The 20,137-nt window shown below is 70.4% G+C and carries 20 protein-coding genes and 1 pseudogene; 8 read left to right on the forward strand and 13 right to left on the reverse strand.

Annotated features, from left to right (window positions below):
• Positions 1-157: 157 nt before the first annotated feature.
• Together mca and ACGFMP_RS17235 are read right to left on the reverse strand one after the other, a co-directional pair.
• The gene (gene mca / locus ACGFMP_RS17230) at positions 158-1,090 is read right to left on the reverse strand and encodes a mycothiol conjugate amidase Mca (protein ID WP_393673217.1); all 933 of its coding nucleotides are present in this window, start codon (positions 1,088-1,090) and stop codon (positions 158-160) included.
• Positions 1,087-1,953, reverse strand: coding sequence for an alpha/beta hydrolase fold domain-containing protein (locus tag ACGFMP_RS17235; RefSeq protein WP_393673219.1), 867 nt, complete (start codon positions 1,951-1,953; stop codon positions 1,087-1,089). The genes mca and ACGFMP_RS17235 overlap by 4 nt, the downstream gene beginning before the upstream one ends.
• Before the next feature lie 66 nt (positions 1,954-2,019).
• On the opposite strand from ACGFMP_RS17235, the gene ACGFMP_RS17240 reads away from it, so the two are divergent.
• Entirely contained in the window at positions 2,020-2,655 is a 636-nt protein-coding gene (locus ACGFMP_RS17240) for a TetR/AcrR family transcriptional regulator (protein ID WP_393673220.1), read from the forward strand.
• An 81-nt stretch (positions 2,656-2,736) separates the two neighbouring features.
• Here ACGFMP_RS17240 and ACGFMP_RS17245 read toward each other — a convergent pair whose 3' ends face one another.
• A complete protein-coding gene (locus ACGFMP_RS17245; RefSeq protein ID WP_393673221.1) occupies positions 2,737-3,168 on the reverse strand; it encodes a hypothetical protein in 432 nt (143 codons plus the stop codon).
• A 281-nt stretch (positions 3,169-3,449) separates the two neighbouring features.
• Entirely contained in the window at positions 3,450-3,854 is a 405-nt protein-coding gene (locus ACGFMP_RS17250; protein WP_393673222.1) for a hypothetical protein, read from the reverse strand.
• Positions 3,855-3,928: 74 nt separating this feature from the next.
• On the opposite strand from ACGFMP_RS17250, the gene ACGFMP_RS17255 reads away from it, so the two are divergent.
• Together ACGFMP_RS17255 and ACGFMP_RS17260 are read left to right on the forward strand one after the other, a co-directional pair.
• Positions 3,929-4,384 (forward strand): GNAT family N-acetyltransferase, encoded by a 456-nt coding sequence (locus ACGFMP_RS17255; protein ID WP_393673223.1) that lies wholly within the window; start codon positions 3,929-3,931, stop codon positions 4,382-4,384.
• A 109-nt stretch (positions 4,385-4,493) separates the two neighbouring features.
• Positions 4,494-4,997: a GNAT family N-acetyltransferase gene (locus ACGFMP_RS17260; protein WP_393673224.1), complete on the forward strand. Its 504-nt coding sequence runs from the start codon at positions 4,494-4,496 to the stop codon at positions 4,995-4,997.
• A 71-nt stretch (positions 4,998-5,068) separates the two neighbouring features.
• Here ACGFMP_RS17260 and ACGFMP_RS17265 read toward each other — a convergent pair whose 3' ends face one another.
• Both ACGFMP_RS17265 and ACGFMP_RS17270 read right to left on the reverse strand, forming a co-directional pair.
• Positions 5,069-5,914: an SURF1 family protein gene (locus ACGFMP_RS17265; RefSeq protein ID WP_393673225.1), complete on the reverse strand. Its 846-nt coding sequence runs from the start codon at positions 5,912-5,914 to the stop codon at positions 5,069-5,071.
• Positions 5,915-6,152: 238 nt separating this feature from the next.
• A complete protein-coding gene (locus ACGFMP_RS17270) occupies positions 6,153-6,944 on the reverse strand; it encodes an alpha/beta fold hydrolase (RefSeq protein ID WP_393673227.1) in 792 nt (263 codons plus the stop codon).
• 707 nt (positions 6,945-7,651) lie between these two features.
• On the opposite strand from ACGFMP_RS17270, the gene ACGFMP_RS17275 reads away from it, so the two are divergent.
• The 3 genes from ACGFMP_RS17275 to ACGFMP_RS17285 all read left to right on the forward strand — a co-directional run bounded on the left by ACGFMP_RS17275 (position 7,652) and on the right by ACGFMP_RS17285 (position 9,996).
• Positions 7,652-8,965: a phosphatase PAP2 family protein gene (locus ACGFMP_RS17275; protein ID WP_393673228.1), complete on the forward strand. Its 1,314-nt coding sequence runs from the start codon at positions 7,652-7,654 to the stop codon at positions 8,963-8,965.
• 546 nt (positions 8,966-9,511) lie between these two features.
• The gene (locus ACGFMP_RS17280) at positions 9,512-9,703 is read left to right on the forward strand and encodes a toxin-antitoxin system HicB family antitoxin (RefSeq protein ID WP_393673230.1); all 192 of its coding nucleotides are present in this window, start codon (positions 9,512-9,514) and stop codon (positions 9,701-9,703) included.
• Positions 9,700-9,996 carry a hypothetical protein gene (locus tag ACGFMP_RS17285; protein WP_393673231.1) on the forward strand — a complete coding sequence of 99 codons (297 nt, stop codon included), beginning with the start codon at positions 9,700-9,702 and terminating at the stop codon, positions 9,994-9,996. The genes ACGFMP_RS17280 and ACGFMP_RS17285 overlap by 4 nt, the downstream gene beginning before the upstream one ends.
• A 691-nt stretch (positions 9,997-10,687) precedes the next feature.
• On the opposite strand, the gene ACGFMP_RS17290 is transcribed toward ACGFMP_RS17285, so the two are convergent.
• Positions 10,688-11,143, reverse strand: coding sequence for a hypothetical protein (locus ACGFMP_RS17290; RefSeq protein WP_393673232.1), 456 nt, complete (start codon positions 11,141-11,143; stop codon positions 10,688-10,690).
• A 153-nt stretch (positions 11,144-11,296) separates the two neighbouring features.
• On the opposite strand from ACGFMP_RS17290, the pseudogene ACGFMP_RS17295 reads away from it, so the two are divergent.
• Positions 11,297-12,090: pseudogene (locus ACGFMP_RS17295) on the forward strand (IS5 family transposase); the annotation flags it as partial.
• Positions 12,091-12,107: 17 nt separating this feature from the next.
• On the opposite strand, the gene ACGFMP_RS17300 reads toward ACGFMP_RS17295, so the two are convergent.
• The 4 genes from ACGFMP_RS17300 to ACGFMP_RS17315 all read right to left on the reverse strand — a co-directional run bounded on the left by ACGFMP_RS17300 (position 12,108) and on the right by ACGFMP_RS17315 (position 15,390).
• Positions 12,108-12,506, reverse strand: a complete 399-nt coding sequence (locus tag ACGFMP_RS17300) for a hypothetical protein (RefSeq protein WP_393673233.1) — start codon at positions 12,504-12,506, stop codon at positions 12,108-12,110.
• A 133-nt stretch (positions 12,507-12,639) separates the two neighbouring features.
• Complete coding sequence (locus ACGFMP_RS17305) at positions 12,640-13,377, reverse strand: dienelactone hydrolase family protein (RefSeq protein WP_393673234.1); 738 nt, start codon at positions 13,375-13,377, stop codon at positions 12,640-12,642.
• A 132-nt stretch (positions 13,378-13,509) separates the two neighbouring features.
• Positions 13,510-14,109, reverse strand: coding sequence for a hypothetical protein (locus ACGFMP_RS17310; RefSeq protein WP_393673235.1), 600 nt, complete (start codon positions 14,107-14,109; stop codon positions 13,510-13,512).
• A gap of 78 nt (positions 14,110-14,187) precedes the next feature.
• The gene (locus ACGFMP_RS17315) at positions 14,188-15,390 is read right to left on the reverse strand and encodes a hypothetical protein (RefSeq protein ID WP_393673236.1); all 1,203 of its coding nucleotides are present in this window, start codon (positions 15,388-15,390) and stop codon (positions 14,188-14,190) included.
• 119 nt (positions 15,391-15,509) lie between these two features.
• Here ACGFMP_RS17315 and ACGFMP_RS17320 point away from each other — a divergent pair, with 119 nt between their 5' ends.
• Complete coding sequence (locus ACGFMP_RS17320) at positions 15,510-16,352, forward strand: helix-turn-helix domain-containing protein (protein WP_393673237.1); 843 nt, start codon at positions 15,510-15,512, stop codon at positions 16,350-16,352.
• Here the strand turns inward: ACGFMP_RS17320 and ACGFMP_RS17325 are convergent.
• Together ACGFMP_RS17325 and ACGFMP_RS17330 are read right to left on the reverse strand one after the other, a co-directional pair.
• Positions 16,281-17,504 (reverse strand): MFS transporter, encoded by a 1,224-nt coding sequence (locus ACGFMP_RS17325; RefSeq protein WP_393673238.1) that lies wholly within the window; start codon positions 17,502-17,504, stop codon positions 16,281-16,283. The two genes, ACGFMP_RS17320 and ACGFMP_RS17325, sit on opposite strands and share 72 nt — an antisense overlap.
• Before the next feature lie 177 nt (positions 17,505-17,681).
• Positions 17,682-19,748, reverse strand: coding sequence for a phosphocholine-specific phospholipase C (locus ACGFMP_RS17330; RefSeq protein WP_393673240.1), 2,067 nt, complete (start codon positions 19,746-19,748; stop codon positions 17,682-17,684).
• Between the last annotated feature and the right edge of the window lie 389 nt (positions 19,749-20,137).

A 20,137-nucleotide genomic window follows, 5' to 3' on the forward strand; every position in this document is an offset into this window, starting at 1 on the left:
GGGGCGGGCCGAGGTGCCGTCGTAGACGGTCGCCCAGGAGTCGGTGTCGTTGTGCGGGGCGCAGCCGGGTGCGACGTGGTAGGAGTCGACTCCGTGCTTTTCGAGCAGGCCACGGAAACCAGCGCCGGCGTTCACCGCCGAATCGGCAGGACGCAGTTCACGCCGGCGCCGGTGCCACCCCGCCCCGGGAGACCGGCACTTTGGGCGGCTCGGGCCGCACCCCTGCGAACAGATCGTTCTCCGGAAGGGAGACCGGGACCCGGGAGTCGGCCAGGTGGTAGTCCTCGGTGGGCCACACCTCCCGCTCCACCGCGCGGTCGTGGAGCATGAAGCCGGCGTTCGGGTCGATCTGGGTGGCGTGGGCCAGCAGCGCCCGGTCGCGGGTGGGGAAATACTCCGCGCACGGCACCCGGGTGGTGAACTCCGCGGTCGCGTCGGTGCCTTCGTCGCCGAACTCGGCGAGCACCTCGTCCATGCCGGAGGGGATGCCGCGAGCGGTCATACCGTCGTGCAGGGCCTTGAACCAGGCTCGGGACAGCGCCCCTTGATAGTAGAGCTTGGACGGTTGCCAGGCCGGTCCCGCCTCCGGGAAGCGGTCGACGTCTCCTGCCGCCTGGTAGGCCGCAGCGGCCACCTGGTGGGTGCGGATGTGGTCGGGATGCGGATAGCCCCCGGTCCGGTCGTAGGTGAGCAGCACGTGGGGGCGGAACTCGCGGACCAGCGCGACCAGCGCCGCCGTCGACTCCTCCAGCGGAACAGCGGCGAAGCAGCCTGCTGGCAGCGGTTCGCCCTCGGGGGGAAGCCCGGAGTCGGTGAAACCCAGGAACTGCCGTCGGACGCCGAGGATTTCGCAAGCGGCGGACATCTCCTCGCGGCGGATCCGGGGCAGGTCGGCCCGTACCTCGGGGCGGTCCATCGCGGGGTTGAGCACGGTGCCGCGCTCGCCGCCGGTGCAGGTGACCACCAGCACCTCGGCGCCCTCGGCGGCGTATTTGGCGAGCGTCGCCGCACCCTTGCTGGACTCGTCGTCGGGGTGGGCGTGGACGCTCATCAGGCGGAGCGGTTGTACTCGGGTGACGCGCAGGTTCATGCGGCGTTCCTTTCGGTCCACTCCGCCAGGCGGCGGAGGAAGGTGTCGGTGGCGGCGGTCGGGCCGGCCAGCAGAGCCAGGTGGAAGACGTGCGGCAGGTCCTCGTAGAGGTCGAGTTCGGCAACCGTTCCTGCCACCCGGGCGGCAGCGGCGAGGCGGCGGGCGTCGTCGGCGAGGGCCTCGGCGCCGCCCGTGGCGATCAGCAGGGCCGGCAGGTCGGACAGGTCGCCGTGCAGGGGGGACTGGGCGCAGGCCTGCTCCAGGCCCTGCCTGGTGACGGTGTCCCGGCCCCGGTTGTCCGTCAGGGAGGGGGAGGACAGGGTCAGATCGGCGAGCGGAGAGACCAGCACGGCCGCACCGGGCAGCGGCTCCCCGGCCGCCTTGAGGGTGAGGAGGGCGGAGAGGACCAGGGTGGCGCCGGCCGACTCACCGAAGTGGACGATGTGCTCGGCGGGCACTCCCTGGTCGAGCAGTACCCGGTGGGCGGCGGCGACGTCGTGCACGGCTGCCGGGTACGGGTGCTGCGGGGCGAGCCGGTAGTCGACGCCGAGGACGGGGCGGTTGGTGGCGCGGGAGAGGTGGCGGGCCAGTGCCCTTTCGGCTTCCGGCTGCCGATCGGAGAACCCGCCGCCGTGGACGTAGAGGAGCGTGCCTGCCTCGCCGGGCGTCCGGCCGGAGGCGTCGGCCAGCCGCCGGACGCGATGCCGGGGCCGGGGAACGCGGGCACGAGGCCGGCATCGGCAGGTACTTCGGGGATGCCGTCGGCGAGTTGGGCGAGCCGCTCGCGGACGGCAATGGACTGTTCCGGGGTGATGCGCAGGTTCACACGGTTCCGTTCCGTCGTGTCGCTCGGACAGACACAAAGTTAGGTCAGACCTATTAAGAGGTCAACGATAATATTTGGCTGGACCTAAGTTAGACTGGGTGACATGGCAACCGGACTGCGCGAACTGAAGAAGCACCAGACCCGCCAGGCCATCTCCGACACCGCGACGCGGCTGTTCCTGGAGCGCGGCTTCGAGGCGGTGACCATCGCCGAGATCGCCGCCGCGGCGCAGGTGGCCAAGATGACCGTCACCAACTACTTCCCGCGCAAGGAGGATCTGGCCCTCGACTTCCACGAGACCTTCCGCGGCAGCCTGGCGGCCGCACTGGACTCCCGCGAGAAGGGCGAGTCCGCGCTCGCCGGGCTGCGCCGCGAGTATCTGGCGGCCGTCGACCGGCAGGACGCCCTCGCGGGCTTCGCCGGACCGGAGTTCGCTCGGATGATCATCGACAGCCCCACTCTCGCCGCCCGCCTGCGCGAACTCCATCAGCAGCGCGAGGACGCCCTCGCCGAGGCCCTCGCCGTCGCAACCGGAGCACGCGCAGGCTCCCTGGCCCCCCGGGCCGCCGCGGCCCTGCTCGCTGCGGCCCACCGGACTCTGTTCCAGCACGCCCTGGACCTCGTCATCGCGGGCCGCACGAACCGCCAACTCGCAGACGCCCTGCCCGAGGCGGCCGAGGAGGTCTTCGCGCTGCTGGAACCATCCCTCGCCGATTACGCAGTCCGCGAGGCCCCCTGATCCGGTCCCGCGGCGACATGACAGCCGGGTAGCACCCGCGCGGGCGGAAGCCGGCCGGATACGTCTCACCAGGACAGCCGGCTACGTCACCGGACCCTGTGGTGAGGTAGCCGATGGCCCATCAGAGCGAAGCGCGGCCCGCAACTCTTCAAGGGACGGAGGCCCCGGGTCGCGAACGGGACGGCCGACGTCGGACGGCCAACCGGGACGGAAGCGCTCAACGAAGTCTGCGAAGTCGCCGCGCAGACAGCGGGGATCGCACGGCTTCAGGCGGATCTGCTGACGGCTGTCGGCCCACCAGATCTCGAACTCCCCGATGGCGCCTTCCCTCGGCCAGTCCTCACTCTGGCTCGGCAGCAACAGGACGTCGACGAAACCTCCGACGCCCAGACCGATGTCCACGAAGATCCCGATCGCACCGGGTTGCGGAACCTTCACGACGGTTCCCTCGAAGACCTGCCCGAAGCGCAGCCCGCTGCGAATCCGAGCCCACTCGGCAACCGTCACCACCATCACATCATCGCACCCGCGTCCGGATCTCAGGCGATTGGACTCGGACGGCGACCCCCATCGCGGACATGATTCGGACCGTCTGCCTCGACCACACAGCGTGCTCGTGCCGGCCTGCGGTCTCGCACGGATGTTCCCAGCGCCGGACGGCGGGCCGGGACCGGGCCTCAGCCCAGCACACCTGCTCATGGCCCGCCGCCTGACTCGGGCAAGGTCGGCTACCCGGCCGGGACCGCGCCCGTTGACCCTCACCCCTGTGTGATACCGAGGACCGGGCGGCAACGTCAGTCCGACTCCACCTCCTCCTCAACGAGCAACGTCACCATGGTTTCGAGGTGCTCCTCGCTGATCTGCGGAACGGTCCAGTTGTGACTACGCGCGTGCTCGACGAAAGCTAGGTCAAGCTCCACGTGGTAGCGCGTCACGTAGTGGGCCAGATCGGAATACCACAGCCACTGGCCATCGGTGAGCAGGTGCAGCCCTCCGATGAACTCGCCGGTTTCGCTCAGCACATCGGGCTCAGCCGAAGGCGAGAGAACCAAAGTCGCACCACCATGCAGGTATTGGACCAGACCCGCTTCGTGCTCTGACGCGGTCGGCCGCACAGCAGCCCGGATCGACGGCCCGTCTTGCCTGCCGTACGCCAGCTCCTTGAAGCCGCCGGCCAGGGGAAAATGATCGTAGATCACCCGGCTGAGCCTAGTGCCCCATCGAGCAGCGTTCGCCCTGTCGAGGTAGACGCGTTGATCCATAGGCTGCGGGGATGAGGTCATCGCTGCGGTTGGAGAAGATCACGCCGGAGAACGTCGATGCTGCGTGTGGGGTGAAGGTCGGTGCCGAGCAGGAGCGCTTTGTCGCGCCGGTCGTCAGGTCCCTGGCTGACGCTTATGCGCATGGTGAGGCCGCCTGGCCGCGGCTGGTTTTCGACGGGGACGAGCCGGTGGGATTCGTCATGGGCGGCTTCGATCCGCTGAGCCCGGTGGACGCCTTCCGCTGCGGCATCTGGCGGCTGAACATCGCGGAGGGCCGGCAAGGGCAGGGCTACGGACGCTTTGCGGTGGAGGCGGTGGGCGCGGAGGCCCGCCGCAGAGGACAACGCCGGATGACGGTGCTGTGGGTGCCCGGCGACGACGGCCCGGCAGGGTTCTACCGGCAGTTGGGGTTCCGCCCGACCGGGGAGGAGCTCCAGGGGCAGGTCGTCGGGGAGTTGTCGCTGTAGGGGTGCGCGATTCATGATCGTCTCGTGGCTGTCGGCTCGGATCCAGAGCGCAGGCATACGGCGACAGTCCAGGGGAGCCGATGGATGCGCACTGCTACGGTCGGGCGCCATGAGCTGGCTTCCCGATGACTTCGTCCATCCCGTTCTCGTACCGCTGCCGGGTGGTGGTCACCACCTGCGGCCGATCCGGGAGGCGGACGCCCCGCTCGATTATCGGGCTGTGATGGGTTCGCGCGAACGGCTGTGGACCATCTTCGGCCCGGCCTGGGGCTGGCCCGCGGCCACCATGACTTACGAGGCCGACCAGGCCGACCTGTTGCGGCACGAGAAGGAGATCGCCGCACACCAGTCCTTCAACTACGCGCTGTTCGATGCGGCGGAGACAGTTCTGCTCGGCTGCGTCTACATCGACCCACCGGAGAGGGCCGGCGCCGACGGCGAGATCTCCTGGTGGGTGGTGGACGAACTGGAGGGCGGCAAGGTCGAGCAGGCCCTCGACACGCTGGTGCCGCAGTGGATCACCGCCGAATGGCCGTTCGCGCAGCCACGCTTCCTCGGCCGCGACATCTCCTGGTCGGACTGGCTCGCCCTGCCGGAGCATCCTGACACCTGAGCGGCGCCTTCACTTCTCGAGAGGGAGGGCACCTGGGGAGCCGGGGATGGGCTTGTCTGGGGTGTCAGCCGTTATTGAGCTGTGGGCGCGGTTTGTGTCGGGGGTGTGGTGACGCTGGTCGTGTCCTGCTTTCTCTGCCGTTCTTTGTGGTCTTGCCGGAGGAGGACGATCCAGCCGATCGGGAGCATCAGGGCGAAGAGCCACCACTGGATGGCATAGGGCAGATGTACGCCTTTGCCGACGATCGCGGCGTCGGTTGTGGACGGGCCGTTGTCGTCGGGCCCGGCGACGCGTTGCGCGCGGTCCGCCGAGGGGAGTGCCGGTTTCGTCGCGACGAGTTCGACGTAGCCGCCGAGCAGGGGTTCGGGGAGCCTGCTGGCCTGTTCCTTGCTGCTGATGAGCATGTACTGCCGTGGGGGGAGTCCGGAGACGTTGCGGATGCCGCTGAGTTTCGACGTCTCGTCGACCTGCAGGCGTCCGGTCAGCGTGAGCGTGCCTTGCGGGGTCTTCGGCAGGGCGGGAAACGCGGCGCCGTCGTCATCGTCGGGTGCGACCCAGCCGCGGTTGACCAGGACGGCCTTGTCGTCGGGGGTGACCATCGGTGTGACCAGGAAGAAACCGATCTCACCACTGGCATTGGTGCGGCGGCGGACCACGAACTGGTGGGCGGTGTCGAATTTCCCGGTCAGCGTCACCGTCCGGTACCGGTTCGACTCCGGCACCTGCGCGCCGGGGCGCGACAGTGTCTCCAGGGGGACTGCCGGCGAGTGGATGGCCTCGGAGATCCGATGGTCGTTCTGCTTGGTCTGCTGGTAGCGGTGGAATTGCCACAGACCCAGCCGGCACATGACCAGTGTCAGTGCGACGAACACCATCGTCAGCACGATCCATCGGCGGGTGATCAGAACGCGAAGCACGACTCGACGCTACAGGCGGCCCTTCCGCCCCACGACCTTGGGGCTCGGGAGGGGTGCTGACGCCCCCGGACAGCTGCCAGGCGTCGGGAGGTCATGGATCGGCGGGCGTCGACGCTGCCATCGGGAGCAGGCAGAAGTCAGGGCGGCCCGGCGCGGCGGCCCGGTCGGCACGTGTGGCAGGGGGCTGTATCGCCGTGCTCGCAATGAGGGCGGCGCTGTGACTGGGGATCTGGCGTTTCTACTGCTGGTGCGAGGTGGCGGTGAGGAAGTCCAGGACGAGGGGGCTGGCGTAGGCGCGGGCTTCCTCGAAGTAGGCGTGGCGGGTTTGGGGGATCAGGTGGAGTCGGGCGTCGGGGATGCGGCCGGCGAGCAGGGGAGCGTTGGCGGTGGGGTTGAGCAGGTCGTCGGTTCCGTGGAGGACCAGGGTGGGGGCGCTGATGGCGGGCAGGACGTCCCAGGCGTTGTGGCGGTTGCTGGCTGCGAGGTGGCGGCGTCGGGAGTGGGCGGGCATGCGGGGGTCACCGAGGGTGCGGTACGGGCCGCGGTGGTCGGCGAGCCAGCGGGGCGTGTACATGAGCTCCAGCAGGGCTTGTCTCGCCGCTTCGGGTCGAGGCTGGGCCAGGGCCAGGCGGACGTTCTTGTCGCGTTCGATGCCGTGCGGGCCGCCGGGTGAGGTGCAGCCGAGGATCAGGGCGCTGACTCGGTGGGGGTGGCGGGCGGCGAGTTGCTGGGCTACACGGCCGCCCATGGAGGTGCCGTAGATGTCGGCCCGCTCGATGCGGAGGTCGTCGAGGACGGCGATGACGTCCTGGGCGAACAGCTCGGTGCTGTGGGGGGTGTCGGGCTTGTCGCTGTCGCCGGTGCCGCGGTAGTCGAGGGTGAGTGTGCTGCGGGCGGGGTGGAAGTCGGCGCGGACCGGGTCCCACCAGTGGTGGTTGTTGGCCTGGCCCGCCAGCAGGACCAGTGGCGTTCCTCGGCCTTGGAGCTGGTAGGCGATGCGGGTCCCGTCGGGCGTCGTCGTGTACTTCATCGGCTGGCTCCCTCAACTCCGGTGTGGGCGGGAAAGCTACTCCACTCGGATCGTCGAGCCGCCGTGATCTCCGCACCGCGGATGGCGGTGCCGACCGAGGTGCCCTGCACCGCAACGCGCACGATCTTGACATCCAGGTCACCGACAGTGTCGCGACGTCCGCGATTGGGGGCGCAACAGCTCCCGGAGTCCAAGGCCACCTTCTTCCGCGCCCGGGACTCTGAGCCCGACCGCCCCACGGCGGCTCATTTTCGGGCGACGTCGAGGTCTGCCCGGGGCGAATGGACGTGACTCACAGTAGCGAAAGATTCCGGGATCCGGACCAGTGCCACTTCTCGTGGACAGGGCCATCGCTCACCATGATCCCGGAGGTCAGGCGGTTGGTCGGGGAGCTTCCGGTTCTCTCGGCGAAGGTTTCCAGCGCATGCGGATCGCTCCTGTTTGTGAGCCCCACAGGGTTCGTGGCGTACGTCCTGTTTTTGAGCCCGCGGGGCACCGATCGACCGGGTGTCCGCCCCCCGTCCATCCCCCGTTCGGCTCCCGGTAGCATGTTCGAACTCGCGGGGATCGCCTTCTTCGGCCGGCCTTCGCCGGGGGGAGGCGTGCCATCCGGCACGAAGAGTGTTCCGTGCGGCCGATATCCGACGAATCAACCAAAATTGATACCCAAGACATCGCGGGCGTTTTCACGAACGAGCAGCAGAGCAGTGTTCACCGCATGGCGCCGGCCGGGGGCGGTGCTGTGGGGCATTGCAGGCGTGGCGATCCTCGGTTTCCTCGTCTCGCTGGAGATCGTCGCGCGCCACTACGGCCTGCGTGGACCGGTCACCAACCAGGCACGCGAGGTGGTGTTCGCTCCGACCTCAGGGCCGCTGCTGTACGCGGGGCTGGCGCTGATGACGGTGGTGCTCACCTGGCGGCAGCGGTTCATCGCCGTCGGCGCAGCGGTCGGCGTCGACATCGTCTTCTGCCTGGTGCGGTGGGCGATAGGTGCCGATATGCACTTCGGCAACGGCGCCCTGTGGGTGATCCTGGGCTGTGCGGTCTTCGCCGTCACGCGCCGCGCCGGCCAGGAGCGGGCCCTGTTGCTGAAGGGTGTCGGGCTCGGCCTGCTGCTGGTGACCGGCCACAAGACCGGCGACACCTGGTTGCTCATCACGTCGAAGACCCGCCCGATGGTGTTCGACCAGTACATAGCCACCGCCGATCACGCGCTGGGCAACCCGTCGTGGGTGATGGGTCGGGTCGTCGCGGCCACCGATCCGGTGGGTGGCCATCTCCTGCACGGTGTGTACGGTCAGCTCCCGCTGGCAGCGGCCCTCGTCGCGCTGTACCAGCTGCGCAACGTGGCGGTGGAGCGCCGCTTTCCGGGCCACCATCTCGTGCGTACGTTCCTGGTCATCGGCCTGCTCGGGCCGGCCGTCTACATGATCTTCCCGGTCGTCGGCCCGGTCTACGCCTTCGGCGCCGAGGGCAGCCAATGGGCGATCGCCAATCTGTGGCCGGACACGCCGACGCCGATCAGACCCCCGCACCAGATGGTGTTCGACGGGATCACCCCGCGCAACTGCATGCCCAGCCTGCACACGGCATGGGCGACCACGATCTTCATCCACTCGCGGAAGGGCCCGCGGGCCCTGCGGGCCGCCGGCGCGTTTTGGCTGGTCGCCACGCTCGCCGCGACGCTGGGATTCGGTTACCACTACGGTGTTGACCTCGTCGCCGGCGCGGTGTTCGCACTCACCGTCGAAGCGGCGATGCGCGCGCTCGACCGCGGTTGGGACCGCTCGGCCTCGCACCTGGTCGCCCACGGCGCGGCGGTCTTCGTCGCGCTGCTGGTGTCCTACCGCTACCTGCCGGTGGAGATGGCCACCCATCCGTGGGCATTCGGACCGCTTCTCATCCTGGCGCTGGCCTCTGTGGTCCTCCACTACGCGCGGACCACAAGCTGCTGGGACCCGGAACGCTGGGCGGAGCTGCCGCCGGAACCACGGCCGGTGGCGCGGCCCGAACTGGTCTGAGCCATGCCCCGCCGGGTCTGATCCGTCCCCGCAGCACATCGCGGGGCTGACCCGTGAGTGCGCGGGTGGAGTGCTGGCCGCTGGGATGGTGGGCGCGGTGGAGCAGGCTGTCGGGTGCGGGCCTGTGACGGGCCCGGGCGGTGGGGTGGCGGTGTCCAGGATGCGGCAGTCAGGTGTCTGGCCGCTCAGTAGGCACAGCTCTCCGCGATCCGCGCACCAGTTCGCTCTACCTCTGCCTGGTACTCCCGGGCGTCGGACCAGAACTCGGGCAGGTCAACACCGTCCTATGGGATCTTCGCCGGGGCCTTCTGCGAACGCCTCGGCCAGGATGTCCTCGCTGTCGACCAGCGGTCGGACCTCCACGCTCGCGTCCCTCTGTGGAGGATCAGGGACGACAACATGGAGGGTGAGGTGCTGGGCCTGACGCATCGAGGGGCGCAGTATTTCCCGCGGGTGCCCCGAGAGGTAAGGCCGCCCGGTCCGGCCCTTCGGTGTGGAATGCGGTGGCAGGTGGTGCAACCGAAATGTGGTGGCTACCATGGTGGCATGTCTGTGATGACGCTTCGCATTCCTGATGACCTGGATCCTTCGATCCGTGCCAGCGCCGAGGCGGCCGGCATGAGTCTGAATGCCTACATCGTGCGCGCCGCGCGCCGCCAGGCCGTGCTCGATGCGGGGCAGAAGCTTGCCGCTCTCGGTCTCGGCGATGACCTGGCCGGCGAGGGCGACACTCTGTGAGGCGAGGGGAGATCTGGACCCTTGCCGACGGGCGCCATGTTCTGCTGGTGTCGCTGGACGGCCTTCAGGGCACGTACGGCGCCGTCCTGGTGATCGTGCTCCACCCCTCGGGCCGTTACCCCGACACGGCCATGTCCGTGGTGATCGACGATCCGCTTCCGTGCACCGCGGTTGCCGTCAACCTCCAGCAGTTGCGCGTCGCACGGCTCGAGGACGCCAAGTGCCTGGGACCGGTCGGCCCGGCCGTCATGGTGCGCGTCGACCAGGCGCTGCGGGCGGTACTCGATCTCTAGCGTCGAACCACCGCACCACCTTCCCGGGCGCGGTCTCGTCGCGCGGCCACGGGTGCCTGCGACATCGAGCCCTGGGAATGCCGGCTTTACTGATCAGTGCCGTGCGACGCCCTTGGCGGCGCCGGCGAGGCCCAGCTTCGAGTCAGCCTGAGGCACCTCGAAATCAGGCCGCGGTGGCGCCGCGTTCGATGGTGCCAAGGTCTGCCAGCGCAAGCCGACGTTGCGGCGAGCTACGGACAACTTGCAGGCCAGGGGCTTGCCCTGGAGGGCAGTCGGGGGGAGTGCTGTGCACGCTGCTGTTTGGGGACTGTGAACGCTGGTTGATGGTCGATCTCAAGCAGCCGCAACTGTCGGGGCTGGGGCGGAACCCGACTGCTCACGTGGACGTCTTGGCCCGCCTGGCCGCGCACATGGCGGGCCTCCACGGAGTGGCGATGCGCGAGGAGCTTCTCCCGGACGCGGGTGGTCGAGGCCACGCCGACGCACGGCGGTGGGGATTCGCCGGTGCTCCCACGCGCGAGCGCGGCCCGGCATCACCACGGAGATGCGGGAGCGGCTACTGGTGGACTCGAAACCCCGAGGTGCCGGTCGCCGTGGCCTCGATCCACTGCGGCTCAGGTCCCTGGAGCGGTCGGCCGGGCCTCGGGGATCCCCCGGGGACCCGGCCCCTCGCCTGTCTCTGGGGGAATTACTAGAGCACCAGTGTCCACTCCCTTCCGCAACTGTAGGAGACGGACGGGTCGAGAAGGTCGCCGACGCAGACGCGCACGGTGTATCCGTAGTTGCCGTCGGCGAAGTACCAGGCGGTGCTGCTGGTCCCGCCGCTGTGGACGTCACCGACCCTTTCCCACGGGCCACCGTACTGCGAGCGCTGCAACCAGCCCTTGCATGCCCGCCCCCTGCTGCTGGTGGGCAGGAGGAAGATGGCGCGCGCGTAGATCTTGTCGGAGTCGGCCGTGTCCACCCCGGCGTGGATGTTGGCCGCGCAGTTGTCGAAGTGGACGGTCTCCCCGCCGTCCTCACCGACCACACCCCAGTCTTGGACGGTCGACGCGTTCGCGCTGGCGCTGACCGTGCCTGCGACCACCGCCCCGACAGCGGCTGAGGTCACGGCCAGTGTGCGTAGTGCGGCATTCAACTTCGTCACGTTCTTCCCTTCCGTCACGGGACTCCCGCAGCGGGGTCCCGTGAGTACCGACCATGCGTGAGGCACAAAGGAATCGGTGGGGCACTGATCGTTTCAGAATGAGATCGGTGTGTCGGTTCGCATGTGGTGGTGGTCGTCGGCCGGCTCTGTGGGATGTCTGTTGATCTTGTGTCGGATGAACTGTGGTCGCGCATAGCGCCGTTGCTGCCTCCTGGGCCGGCGCGCAGGCGTCGTCATCCGGGGCGGCTGCGGGTGCCTGACCGGGTGGCGCTGGCCGGCATCATCTACGTGCCGCGCAAGGGTGTGGCCTGGCGTGATGTCCCCCCTCAGGTGGTGGGCTGCTCCGGTGTGACCAGCTGGCGCCGACTGCGCGACTGGACTGAAGCGGGCGTCTGGCCGGCCCTGGACCGCACGCTGCTGGCCGAACTGCGCGGCGTAGGGCTGCTGGACATGGATGACTGGGCGATCGACGGCTCGCACGTCCGGGCGCTCAAAGGGGGGATCACGTCGGGCCCTCGCCCGTCGACCGCGGCCGCCCCGGATCCAAGCACCATGTGATCGTCGACCGGCACGGCACCCCGCTCGCTGTCTCGGTCACTGCCGGCAACCGGCACGACGTCACCCAGCTCATACCGCTGCTGGACGCCGTCCCGCCGATACGGGGACTGCACGGGCGCCCCCGCAACAGACCGAAACGGCTCTTCGCCGACCGTGGGTACGACTACGACAAGTACCGCCGCCTGCTGTGGAAGCGCGGCATCAAACCCCTCATCGCCCGACGCGGCGTCGCCCACGGCTCCGGCCTGGGCAAAACCCGCTGGGTCGTCGAGCGCACCTTCGCCTGGCTCCACCAGTTCAAACGACTCCGCACCCGCTACGAACGCCGGGCCGACCTCCACCAGGCCCTCCTGGAACTCGCATGCTGCATCATCTGCCGCCGCCGCATGCCCAGAACAGGTGCCCCCTACGACAGCAGCTTCCCGCGCGAGACGTCGAAGCACACCAGCCCCATGGACGCCGCGACCTGAGCTGCGAACGCCGAAACCTTCTCGGCCATGTTCCACCGCACAGCGAAGTAGATCAGCGGGCCCGTCTCGTTGCCGACCAGTCCGTCATCCCATATCGGATGGTCATCGACTTCCCCAATGGGGATGGGCCACCGCTCCAGCAACGCCGCCGCATACGCCGCTATGGGCTCGGTCGGAGGCTCGCTCGGGCAGTGGATCTCGTGCGGTTCGCCACTCCAGACGAAGCGCCCGTAGAGCTCCTTATAGGTCTGACCAGCAGTGATGTCGCTTGGCGGGCCTTCGCCTTCCCAGACGGCCAGACAGCGGGCAGCGTAGTTCGGCGTGTCCTCATTCATTGCGGAATGGTGCCACACGGCTCTCCAGGGCATGATGCGCCCAGGTGAGACATGCGCGTTGTGTGCGGACTCGAGGCGAGGGGCTGTCAGTGCCCGACGCTGACCAGGCCCGGCGCCGGCGTGTTGGACCAGGTCATGCCTCCAGGTCCTTCGCCAAGGGCAGGCACTCGGCGAGCAGGTCGACGACGTCGTGCCAGGCTCGTTGCGCGTGCCGTGGGTGGTAGCCGACGCCGGGGACTGTGGGGTGGTCGACCGGCGGGTGGTGGAAGGCGTGCAGGGCGCCGCCGTAGATCGTGAGGCGCCAGTCGACGCCGGCGGCCTGCATCTCAGCGGTGAACGCGTTCCGTTGCGCGGGCGGCATGATCGGGTCTTCCGATCCGACCCCGGCCCACACCGGGCAGCGGATACGTGCGGCCTCGCCCGCTCGGCCCGTGGTGGTTGCGTTGACGGTTCCGATCGCGCGCAGGTCGGCGCCGTCGCGTCCGAGTTCCAGCGCGATGGCGCCCCCGGTGCCGTAGCCGATGGCGGCGATCCGGTCGGGGTCGGTCCGCGGTTCGGCGCGCAACCGGTCGAGTGCCGCGTGGCCGATGCCCCGCATCCGGTCGGGATCAGCGAGCAGCGGCAGGCAACGGGCCAGCATCTCCTCGGGCTCACCCAGATAGCGCCCGCCGTGAAGGTCGAAGGCCAGCGCTACGTATCCCAGCTCGGCGAGAGCATCGGCCCGGCGGCGCTCGACGTCGCTGAGCCCCATGCCCTCCGGTCCGAGCAGCACCGCGGGCCGGCGGTCGGCACCGGCCGGGAGCGCGAGGTGCCCGATCATCGTCAGACCGTCGGCCGGGTACTCGACCGTCCGCGTCGTCATCGTCGTCATGAGATGGGACTGTAGTGACCGTCGAGCCCGGTCCGGCCTGTGTTCTGCTGCCGGCAGAACACCCCAGCCGTCCCTCTGCCCTACCGGACGGCCCCGGCGCTCAGGGCTGCGAGCCCCGCCCACGGTCATGGACTACTGAACGAAGTCCCGCCAGAAGGCGACGGTGGCCCGCGGGTTCCAGGGTCCGGAGTGTTCGTGCCCCGCGTCGAACTCGTGGCTGATGTAGTCGGCAAGGTCTTCGCCGTAGTAGATGATGTCCGTGCCCCAGACCGACAGGACCGGGTGCCCATGGGTTCCGCCACCTGAGGGAAGGAACCGGTGCGCGTAGAGAGGTACCAGCCGGGGCACAGACGCCAGGTGCTTTTCTGCTGCGGCCCGGGCGTGCTGCGGTTCTGTGAGGCGCGGGCCCCACGAGGCGTGCCAGTAGCCGTGCTCGACATCTGACAGCACCGCATCGGCCGGCCACGCGAGCTGGGCGCGGAGTTCGTCGGGGTCGCCGTTGCGCCAGTCCGGCCAGGGCTTCTCCCAGGCAGCGCCCGCTTGGGGTGGTGAGCCCACAGGCAGGCCGGCTGCCAGGAAGGCGCGGTGGTCGTCGGAGAACTGGATGCCGTAGTCGGCCTCGATGCGCTCGAACTCGTCGTCGCCGAGACCGGGTTCGATGGTGCAGCAGTCGGCCTGCCGCAGGCGGCGGGCGGCTTCGACCCCGAGGCGGGTTCCGTCGATGTTGATCACAGTCGAACAGTAGTGCCCTTGTCGGCTCGGTGGGTTCAGAACGATGGGTCGAGGCCACGCTCCGACCCGTCACTCCCCTCACGCCCGCAGGACCACGCCGTGCCGGGTGGTCAGCAGGTGAACCTCCCACCACGCCACGGCCGTCACCGAGAGCGGCCCGCTGAACATCGACAGCAGGGAGAGGACCAGCGGACCCGGCGGCAGACCCGACAGCACCGCGGCCACCGGTACGAACTCCCAGACCAGCAACGCGGTCAGCAGGGCAGGCAGCGCCTGGTGGATCCGCCCGATGCCGAAGCCGCTGCGGACCACGAGGCTGGAGGCGAAGAGGGTGAAGGTGACCGCCCAGGCCAGTGACGCGCCGAGCGCCACCTTGAGCGCGACGGCGTGGAACGATGACCACCCCGGCCACTTCGGTGTCACGTAGGCCAGCAGGGCCAGCAGCGGAACGGCCGTCAGTCCGACGACGTACTTGCCCAGGGCTGCCAGCGGGATGCGGAAGCTCGCCCGCATCCGCCGGCGTTCGTCCACCGACGCCCACCGCATCAGCAGGTGGACGACCAGCGGTGCGGTGACCGCGAGCAGCCATGGAGCGATCATCAGCCGGACGGCACCGCCCTCGAAGGCCTCCGCGTAGTCCTTCCTGGCCCCGAAGAGGAGCAGGAAGGCGGTGGAGGCCAGTGCCGCGAGCACCGTCCTGGTCGTCTTCGCCCGGGACAGGGCGGGGTCGGCCAGCGGGCTGTGGAGGCCGGCGAACACCGCGCGGGCATGGTGGCGGGCCGATCGGGCCATGGCGTACAGCAGGAGCAGGGGGATGGTGGGCGGCAGCAACAGCAGTCCGACGGCGAGGCATCCGGGCGTCTGCGCCCATAATTCCGCGACGGACGGCCAGTCACCCGGCGCGCGCGGCGGCCTCGGTGGCGCCCCCATGGCCCACGCCGGTGGCGGGTACGGTGCGCCGACACCCCTGGTCTGCGGTGGGTACGGTCCCGCGGGGCCCCGGGCCTGCGGCGCGTACGGCCCGCCGGCGCCCCAGCCAGGCGGGTGGGGTGCGGTGCCCCACGCCTGTGGCGGGGACCACGCGGGCGCGTCGGCCGTCGCGTTCGTGTAGGTCGAGTAGGTGGCCGGGGCCGGCCCCTGGACCCCGGTGGCGGGCGGTACGGCGGGGTGCTCCGGGCCGTGCGGCTGCCAGGAACCGGCCGCGGAGAAGTAGTAGGAGGTCGGAGCGTCGTCGGGGCCGCCGTTCCCGGGCGGTGGCGCTCCTGGTGTGCCGTTGGCCATGTCTCCCCCTCAGATCCGGCGCGCCGCCGACCGGGCGGCGCGCTGGTCCGGAACAAGCCTGGGACCCCCTTGCCGCCCTCCGGCGGAATAGCGCGCGCGGCCCGAGCGCTTGACGGTGCATGACGACGGTGGAAGGGGGCGCCGCGCCCGGCAGCGGTGTGGGCGGTGTGCCGACGTGGGACATGGCGGCAGTGACGGTCCGCGGGCTGGAGCCAGGGGAGTGGCTGGACGGGGCGGACGGCGCGATCTGGGCGCTGGTCCTGGACGGCGACGTACGGCTGGAGACCGCGGCGGGCGTCGAGGCGCTGCACGCCGGGGACGCCTTCCACGTGGACGCCAGAAGCACCTACCGGCTTGTCGCGCTGACGCGGGCCGAGCTCGCGGTGGGCACGCTGCGGGCGGTTCCGCCGCTGCCCAGCCCGCTGGTGGCGCGGGACTTCGCGGGGAGCAACCGCGGCATCGCCGAACTGGTGCGGATCTGCCCCCTTGACCCGCGCCTCGGGCAGCCGCTTTTCGCCGCCAGCTACGGCGGGCTGATCCAGGCCGCGATGGTGCAGGCACTCGATGAGGGCGGGCGGCAGTGCTCCGACGCGCGGCTCACCGCGCTGGTGTCGGCGCTCGACGCGCACCCCGGGCGCCCCTGGACGGTGGAGAGCATGGCCAGGGTCGCCCACCTGTCCCGTTCGTCGCTCGGCGAGCGCTTCCGCCGAGAACTGGGTCGCAGCCCCGCCCAGGTCCTGCGGGAGGTGCGCATGCGGCACGCCCGGGACCTCCTCACCGGGACGGACCGGCCGATCGAGCGGATCGCCTTCACCGTGGGGTACGGCTCGGCCGCGGCCTTCAGCCGTGCGTTCTCCGCCTACCACGGCGACTCGCCGCAGGCATGGCGCTCACGCCCGGGGACGGCTCGCCGCCGCGAAGCCGACACTGCCCGCCAGCGCGAGAACGGCCCCGACCAGTAGCGCCGCCCGCACCCCGCCGTCGTCGACCACGGCCCCGCCGATCGCCGACCCGGCGGTGATGGCCACCTGGAAGGCCGTCACCTGCAAGGAGAGAGCCGACTCGACGCGCTCGGGCTCGGCGCTCGCCACCCACAACTGGGTGGCGACAGGCACCATGTTGAAGCCGAAGCCCCAGACGACGATCGCCGCGGTCGCGGCGGGCAGTCCGTCGGTCGTCCCCAGCACCAGCAGGCTGGCGGCCAGCAGGGCCGGCGCGGCGACCACGGCGAGCCCGAGGCGGCGGGCGAGCGCGCCGGCGGCGAGGTTGCCCGCCAGACCGCCGACACCCCAGCCGAGCAGCAGCCAGACCGTACTGCCCGTGGTGACCCGTTCGATCGCGAGCCGGATGTACGGATAGGCGGCGAAGTTGCCGAAGGCCACCAGCACGATGCAGCCCACCCCGGCCATCAGCCGGCGGTTGGCCAGGGCCTGCCGGAGCATGCCGAGCCCCGCTCCCGGCTGCGCCGGCACCGGCGGCACGGTCGTCGCCACCGCGAGCAGTGCCAGCATGCTCAGGCCCGCGGCCGCCCAGAACACCGGCCGCCAGCCCACCGCGTCACCGAGGACGGAGGAGAGCGGCACCCCGATGATGGTGGCCGCGCTCACGCCAAGCGCCAGGCTCGTGGACACCACATGGTCGCGCCCCGGCGCCGCGTGCGTACCGGCCCCGAGCGCGAACGACCAGAAACCGGCGATGGCGACGCCCAGCAGCAGCCGGCCCGCGAGCAGCAGCGGGAAGTTCGGGGTCACCGCCACCACCACGTTGGACAGGACCGCGGCGGCGAGCAGGCCGATCAGCACGGTCCTGCGGTCGGTGCGAGGCAGCAGCACCGCGATCGTCGGCGCGGTGACGGCGCCCGCGACCGCGGTCGCCGCGACGGCGAGCCCCGCGGTGCCCTCGCTGACACCGACGTCCGACGCCATCGCCGGCAGCACGCTCGCCGGCAGGAACTCGCTGCCCACCAGCGCCGCGATCCCCAGGGTGAGCGCCGCGACCGGCGCCCACGAGGCCGCGGCGGGCCCGGCGGCATCCTTCGCCGAGCCGTCGGCGGCGGCACCACCACCGGGCGCCGCCGCGGACTCGGGACACGTCACATAGCCCTCAGAGGTCATGCGCCCAGTCTCCTGTGCCCGGTCCGCGGCGTGTTGATCAGGTGGCCGCCCTCCTTGATACGGACGCCGGACCCGGCCGGCTCACCCGTGACCGGCCCGGGAGGGGAAGAGTGTCCGGCATGACCGCGAGGGTGTCAGGAGGCGGGACACCGGTCAGAACACGAGCCGGGCGGGCGGTCAGGCGGTGGTCGCGGTGGCCGGGTCGCTGGTGCTCGGGGTGCCGGTCTCCACGTGGCCGGCGAAGCGGCGCACGTACGCGGCGTCCGTTCCGGAGGTGACGGTGATGTCGTACCAGCGGTTGCCGGCCGCGACGCCCCAGTTCGGGACGCTCTGCGAGCCGCCCGCCTTGACGGTGTACGTGTAGTGCTGGGTGGGGGCGTAGGCGTCGGTGGCGGTGAAGGTGACCGAGGCGGGGCCGGGGTTCGCGAACACCAGGGTGACGTGCCCGGTGGAGGCGTCGTGCCTGGCGGTCACCTCGGGGCCTGTCGAGCCGGCCGTGCCGGCCATCCGGCGCAGGAAGCCGTTCGGGCCGTAGACCGAGAAGTCGTAGCGGGAGCCGGCGGCGGGCATCGCCCAGGTGTCGGCGAGGGTCTTGCCCGCCTCGACCGTGTAGGGCCAGGGGCCGTCGGAGCGCACCGCCGAGGTGACCAGGAAGGCCGCGCCCGCCGAGCCGAGGTTGCTGAAGGTGAACTGCATGCGCCCGCTGACCGGGGCGGTGTCCGCGGCCAGGTTGTAGGGCAGCGCGCGGGCGTTGCGCAGGCCCGGCTCCTGCCTGGGCACGGTACCGGTCGCCGGCGGGGCCGGGACGTAGCTGCCGGGATTGTTGTGGTTCGGCGGGACGTAGCCGCCGGTGCCGGGGAGCGCGGGTGCGGCGGTGTTGCTTCGGGTGAAGTCGAACGCGGCGGTGAGGTCGCCGCAGACCGCGCGGCGCCAGGGCGAGACGTTCGGGTTGCGCACGCCGAACCGCTTCTCGATGAACTGCACGATCGAGGTGTGGTCGAAGGTCTGGGAGCACACCCAGCCGCCGGTGCTCCACGGTGAGAGGACCAGCATCGGCACGCGCGGGCCGAGCCCGTACGGCCCGGCGGCGTATCCGGACAGGCCGCCGGTGTAGAGGTCCTGGGTGACGTCGGCGGTGGACAGGCCGCGGGCGGCGGAGGCGGGCGGGAAGGGCGGCACCACGTGGTCGAAGAAGCCGTCGTTCTCGTCGTAGGTGAGGAAGACGGCCGTACGGCTCCACACGTCGGGGTCGGCGGTCAGTGCGTCCAGCACCTGGGAGACGTACCAGGCACCGTAGTTGGCGGGCCAGTTGGGGTGCTCGCAGAACGCCTCGGGGGCGGCTATCCAGGAGACCTGGGGCAGCTTCCCCGCCAGCACGTCTGCCTTGAGCTGGTCGAAGTAGCCGCCGCCGGTCTTGACGCTGGTGCCGGTACGGGCCTTGTCGTACAGCGGGTTGCCGGGTTTGGCGGTGCGGTACTGGTTGAAGTAGAGCAGCGAGTTGTCACCGTAGTTGCCGATGAAGGCGTCGCTCGTCCAGCCCCAACTGCCGGAGGCGTCAAGGCCGGTGCCGGTGTCCTGGTAGACCTTCCAGGAGACGCCCGCCTTCTCCAGGATCTCCGGGAAGGTGGTCCAGCCGTAGCCCTTCTCCTCGTTGCCCAGCACCGGGCCGCCGCCCTTGGCGTCGTTGCCCGAGTAACCCGTGTACATGTAGTAGCGGTTGGGGTCGGTGGAGCTGAGCATCGAGCAGTGGTAGGCGTCGCAGATGGTGAACGCGTCCGCGAGGGCGTAGTGGAAGGGGATGTCCTCGCGGGTGAGGTAGGCCATCGCGGTGGTGGTCTTGGCCGGGATCCAGCGGTCGTAGTTGCCGCCGTTCCACGCCTGGTGGGTGCCGGACCAGCTGTGGTCGAGGTCCTGGATGAACTGCATGCCCAGGTTGTCGGCGGCCGGCCGGAAGGGCGGCGTCTCGTGGCCTGAGGCGTTCGCCTGGTGGAAGACCGTCTTGCCGCTGGGGAGCGTGGCCGGACGCGGGTCGCCGAAGCCGCGGACGCCGCGCAGGGTGCCGAAGTAGTGGTCGAAGGAGCGGTTCTCCTGCATCAGGACGACGACGTGCTCGACGTCCTGGAGCGTCCCGGTCCCCGTGGCTGCCGGGATCGCGGCGGCTCTGGCGATACCGCCGGTGAGCACGGAAGCGGCGGCGGTGGACCCGGCGAGCTGCAGGAACCTTCGGCGATCGACGTTGGCCATGAGTGCTTCTCCTGACATCCGGTGGGGCGGCCCTGGCAGCGGACACGCCTGCGCCCGTGCGGCCCGAGGGGTCCTTGCGAATCCCGATCGGACGTGACGTGCGCATGCAATGGCGGCTGCCACATGATGTCAATGCCGTATGAACGCACCCGTACGGCGACCGGTCCCGTGGCCGACGTGCAGCGGACGCGGGGGATGCGTCGCCGCCGAGTCGGAGGGTCACGCAATGCGTCGGGTGCGCACGGCGCCGGTCGCGACGGGGCGGCACCTGCACCGTCCCGTCGGCGGCCAGACCCAGCCCGACCAGGGGGCCGGCGTCCGCATCTGCGGACTTGATCCGCACCCGGACCGGTGGCGAGCGCGGCACGGCTGCGGAAGAAACGACCCCC

The organism is Streptomyces sp. NPDC049040, assembly GCF_043197715.1.
Taxonomy (GTDB): Bacteria; Actinomycetota; Actinomycetes; order Streptomycetales; family Streptomycetaceae; genus Actinacidiphila.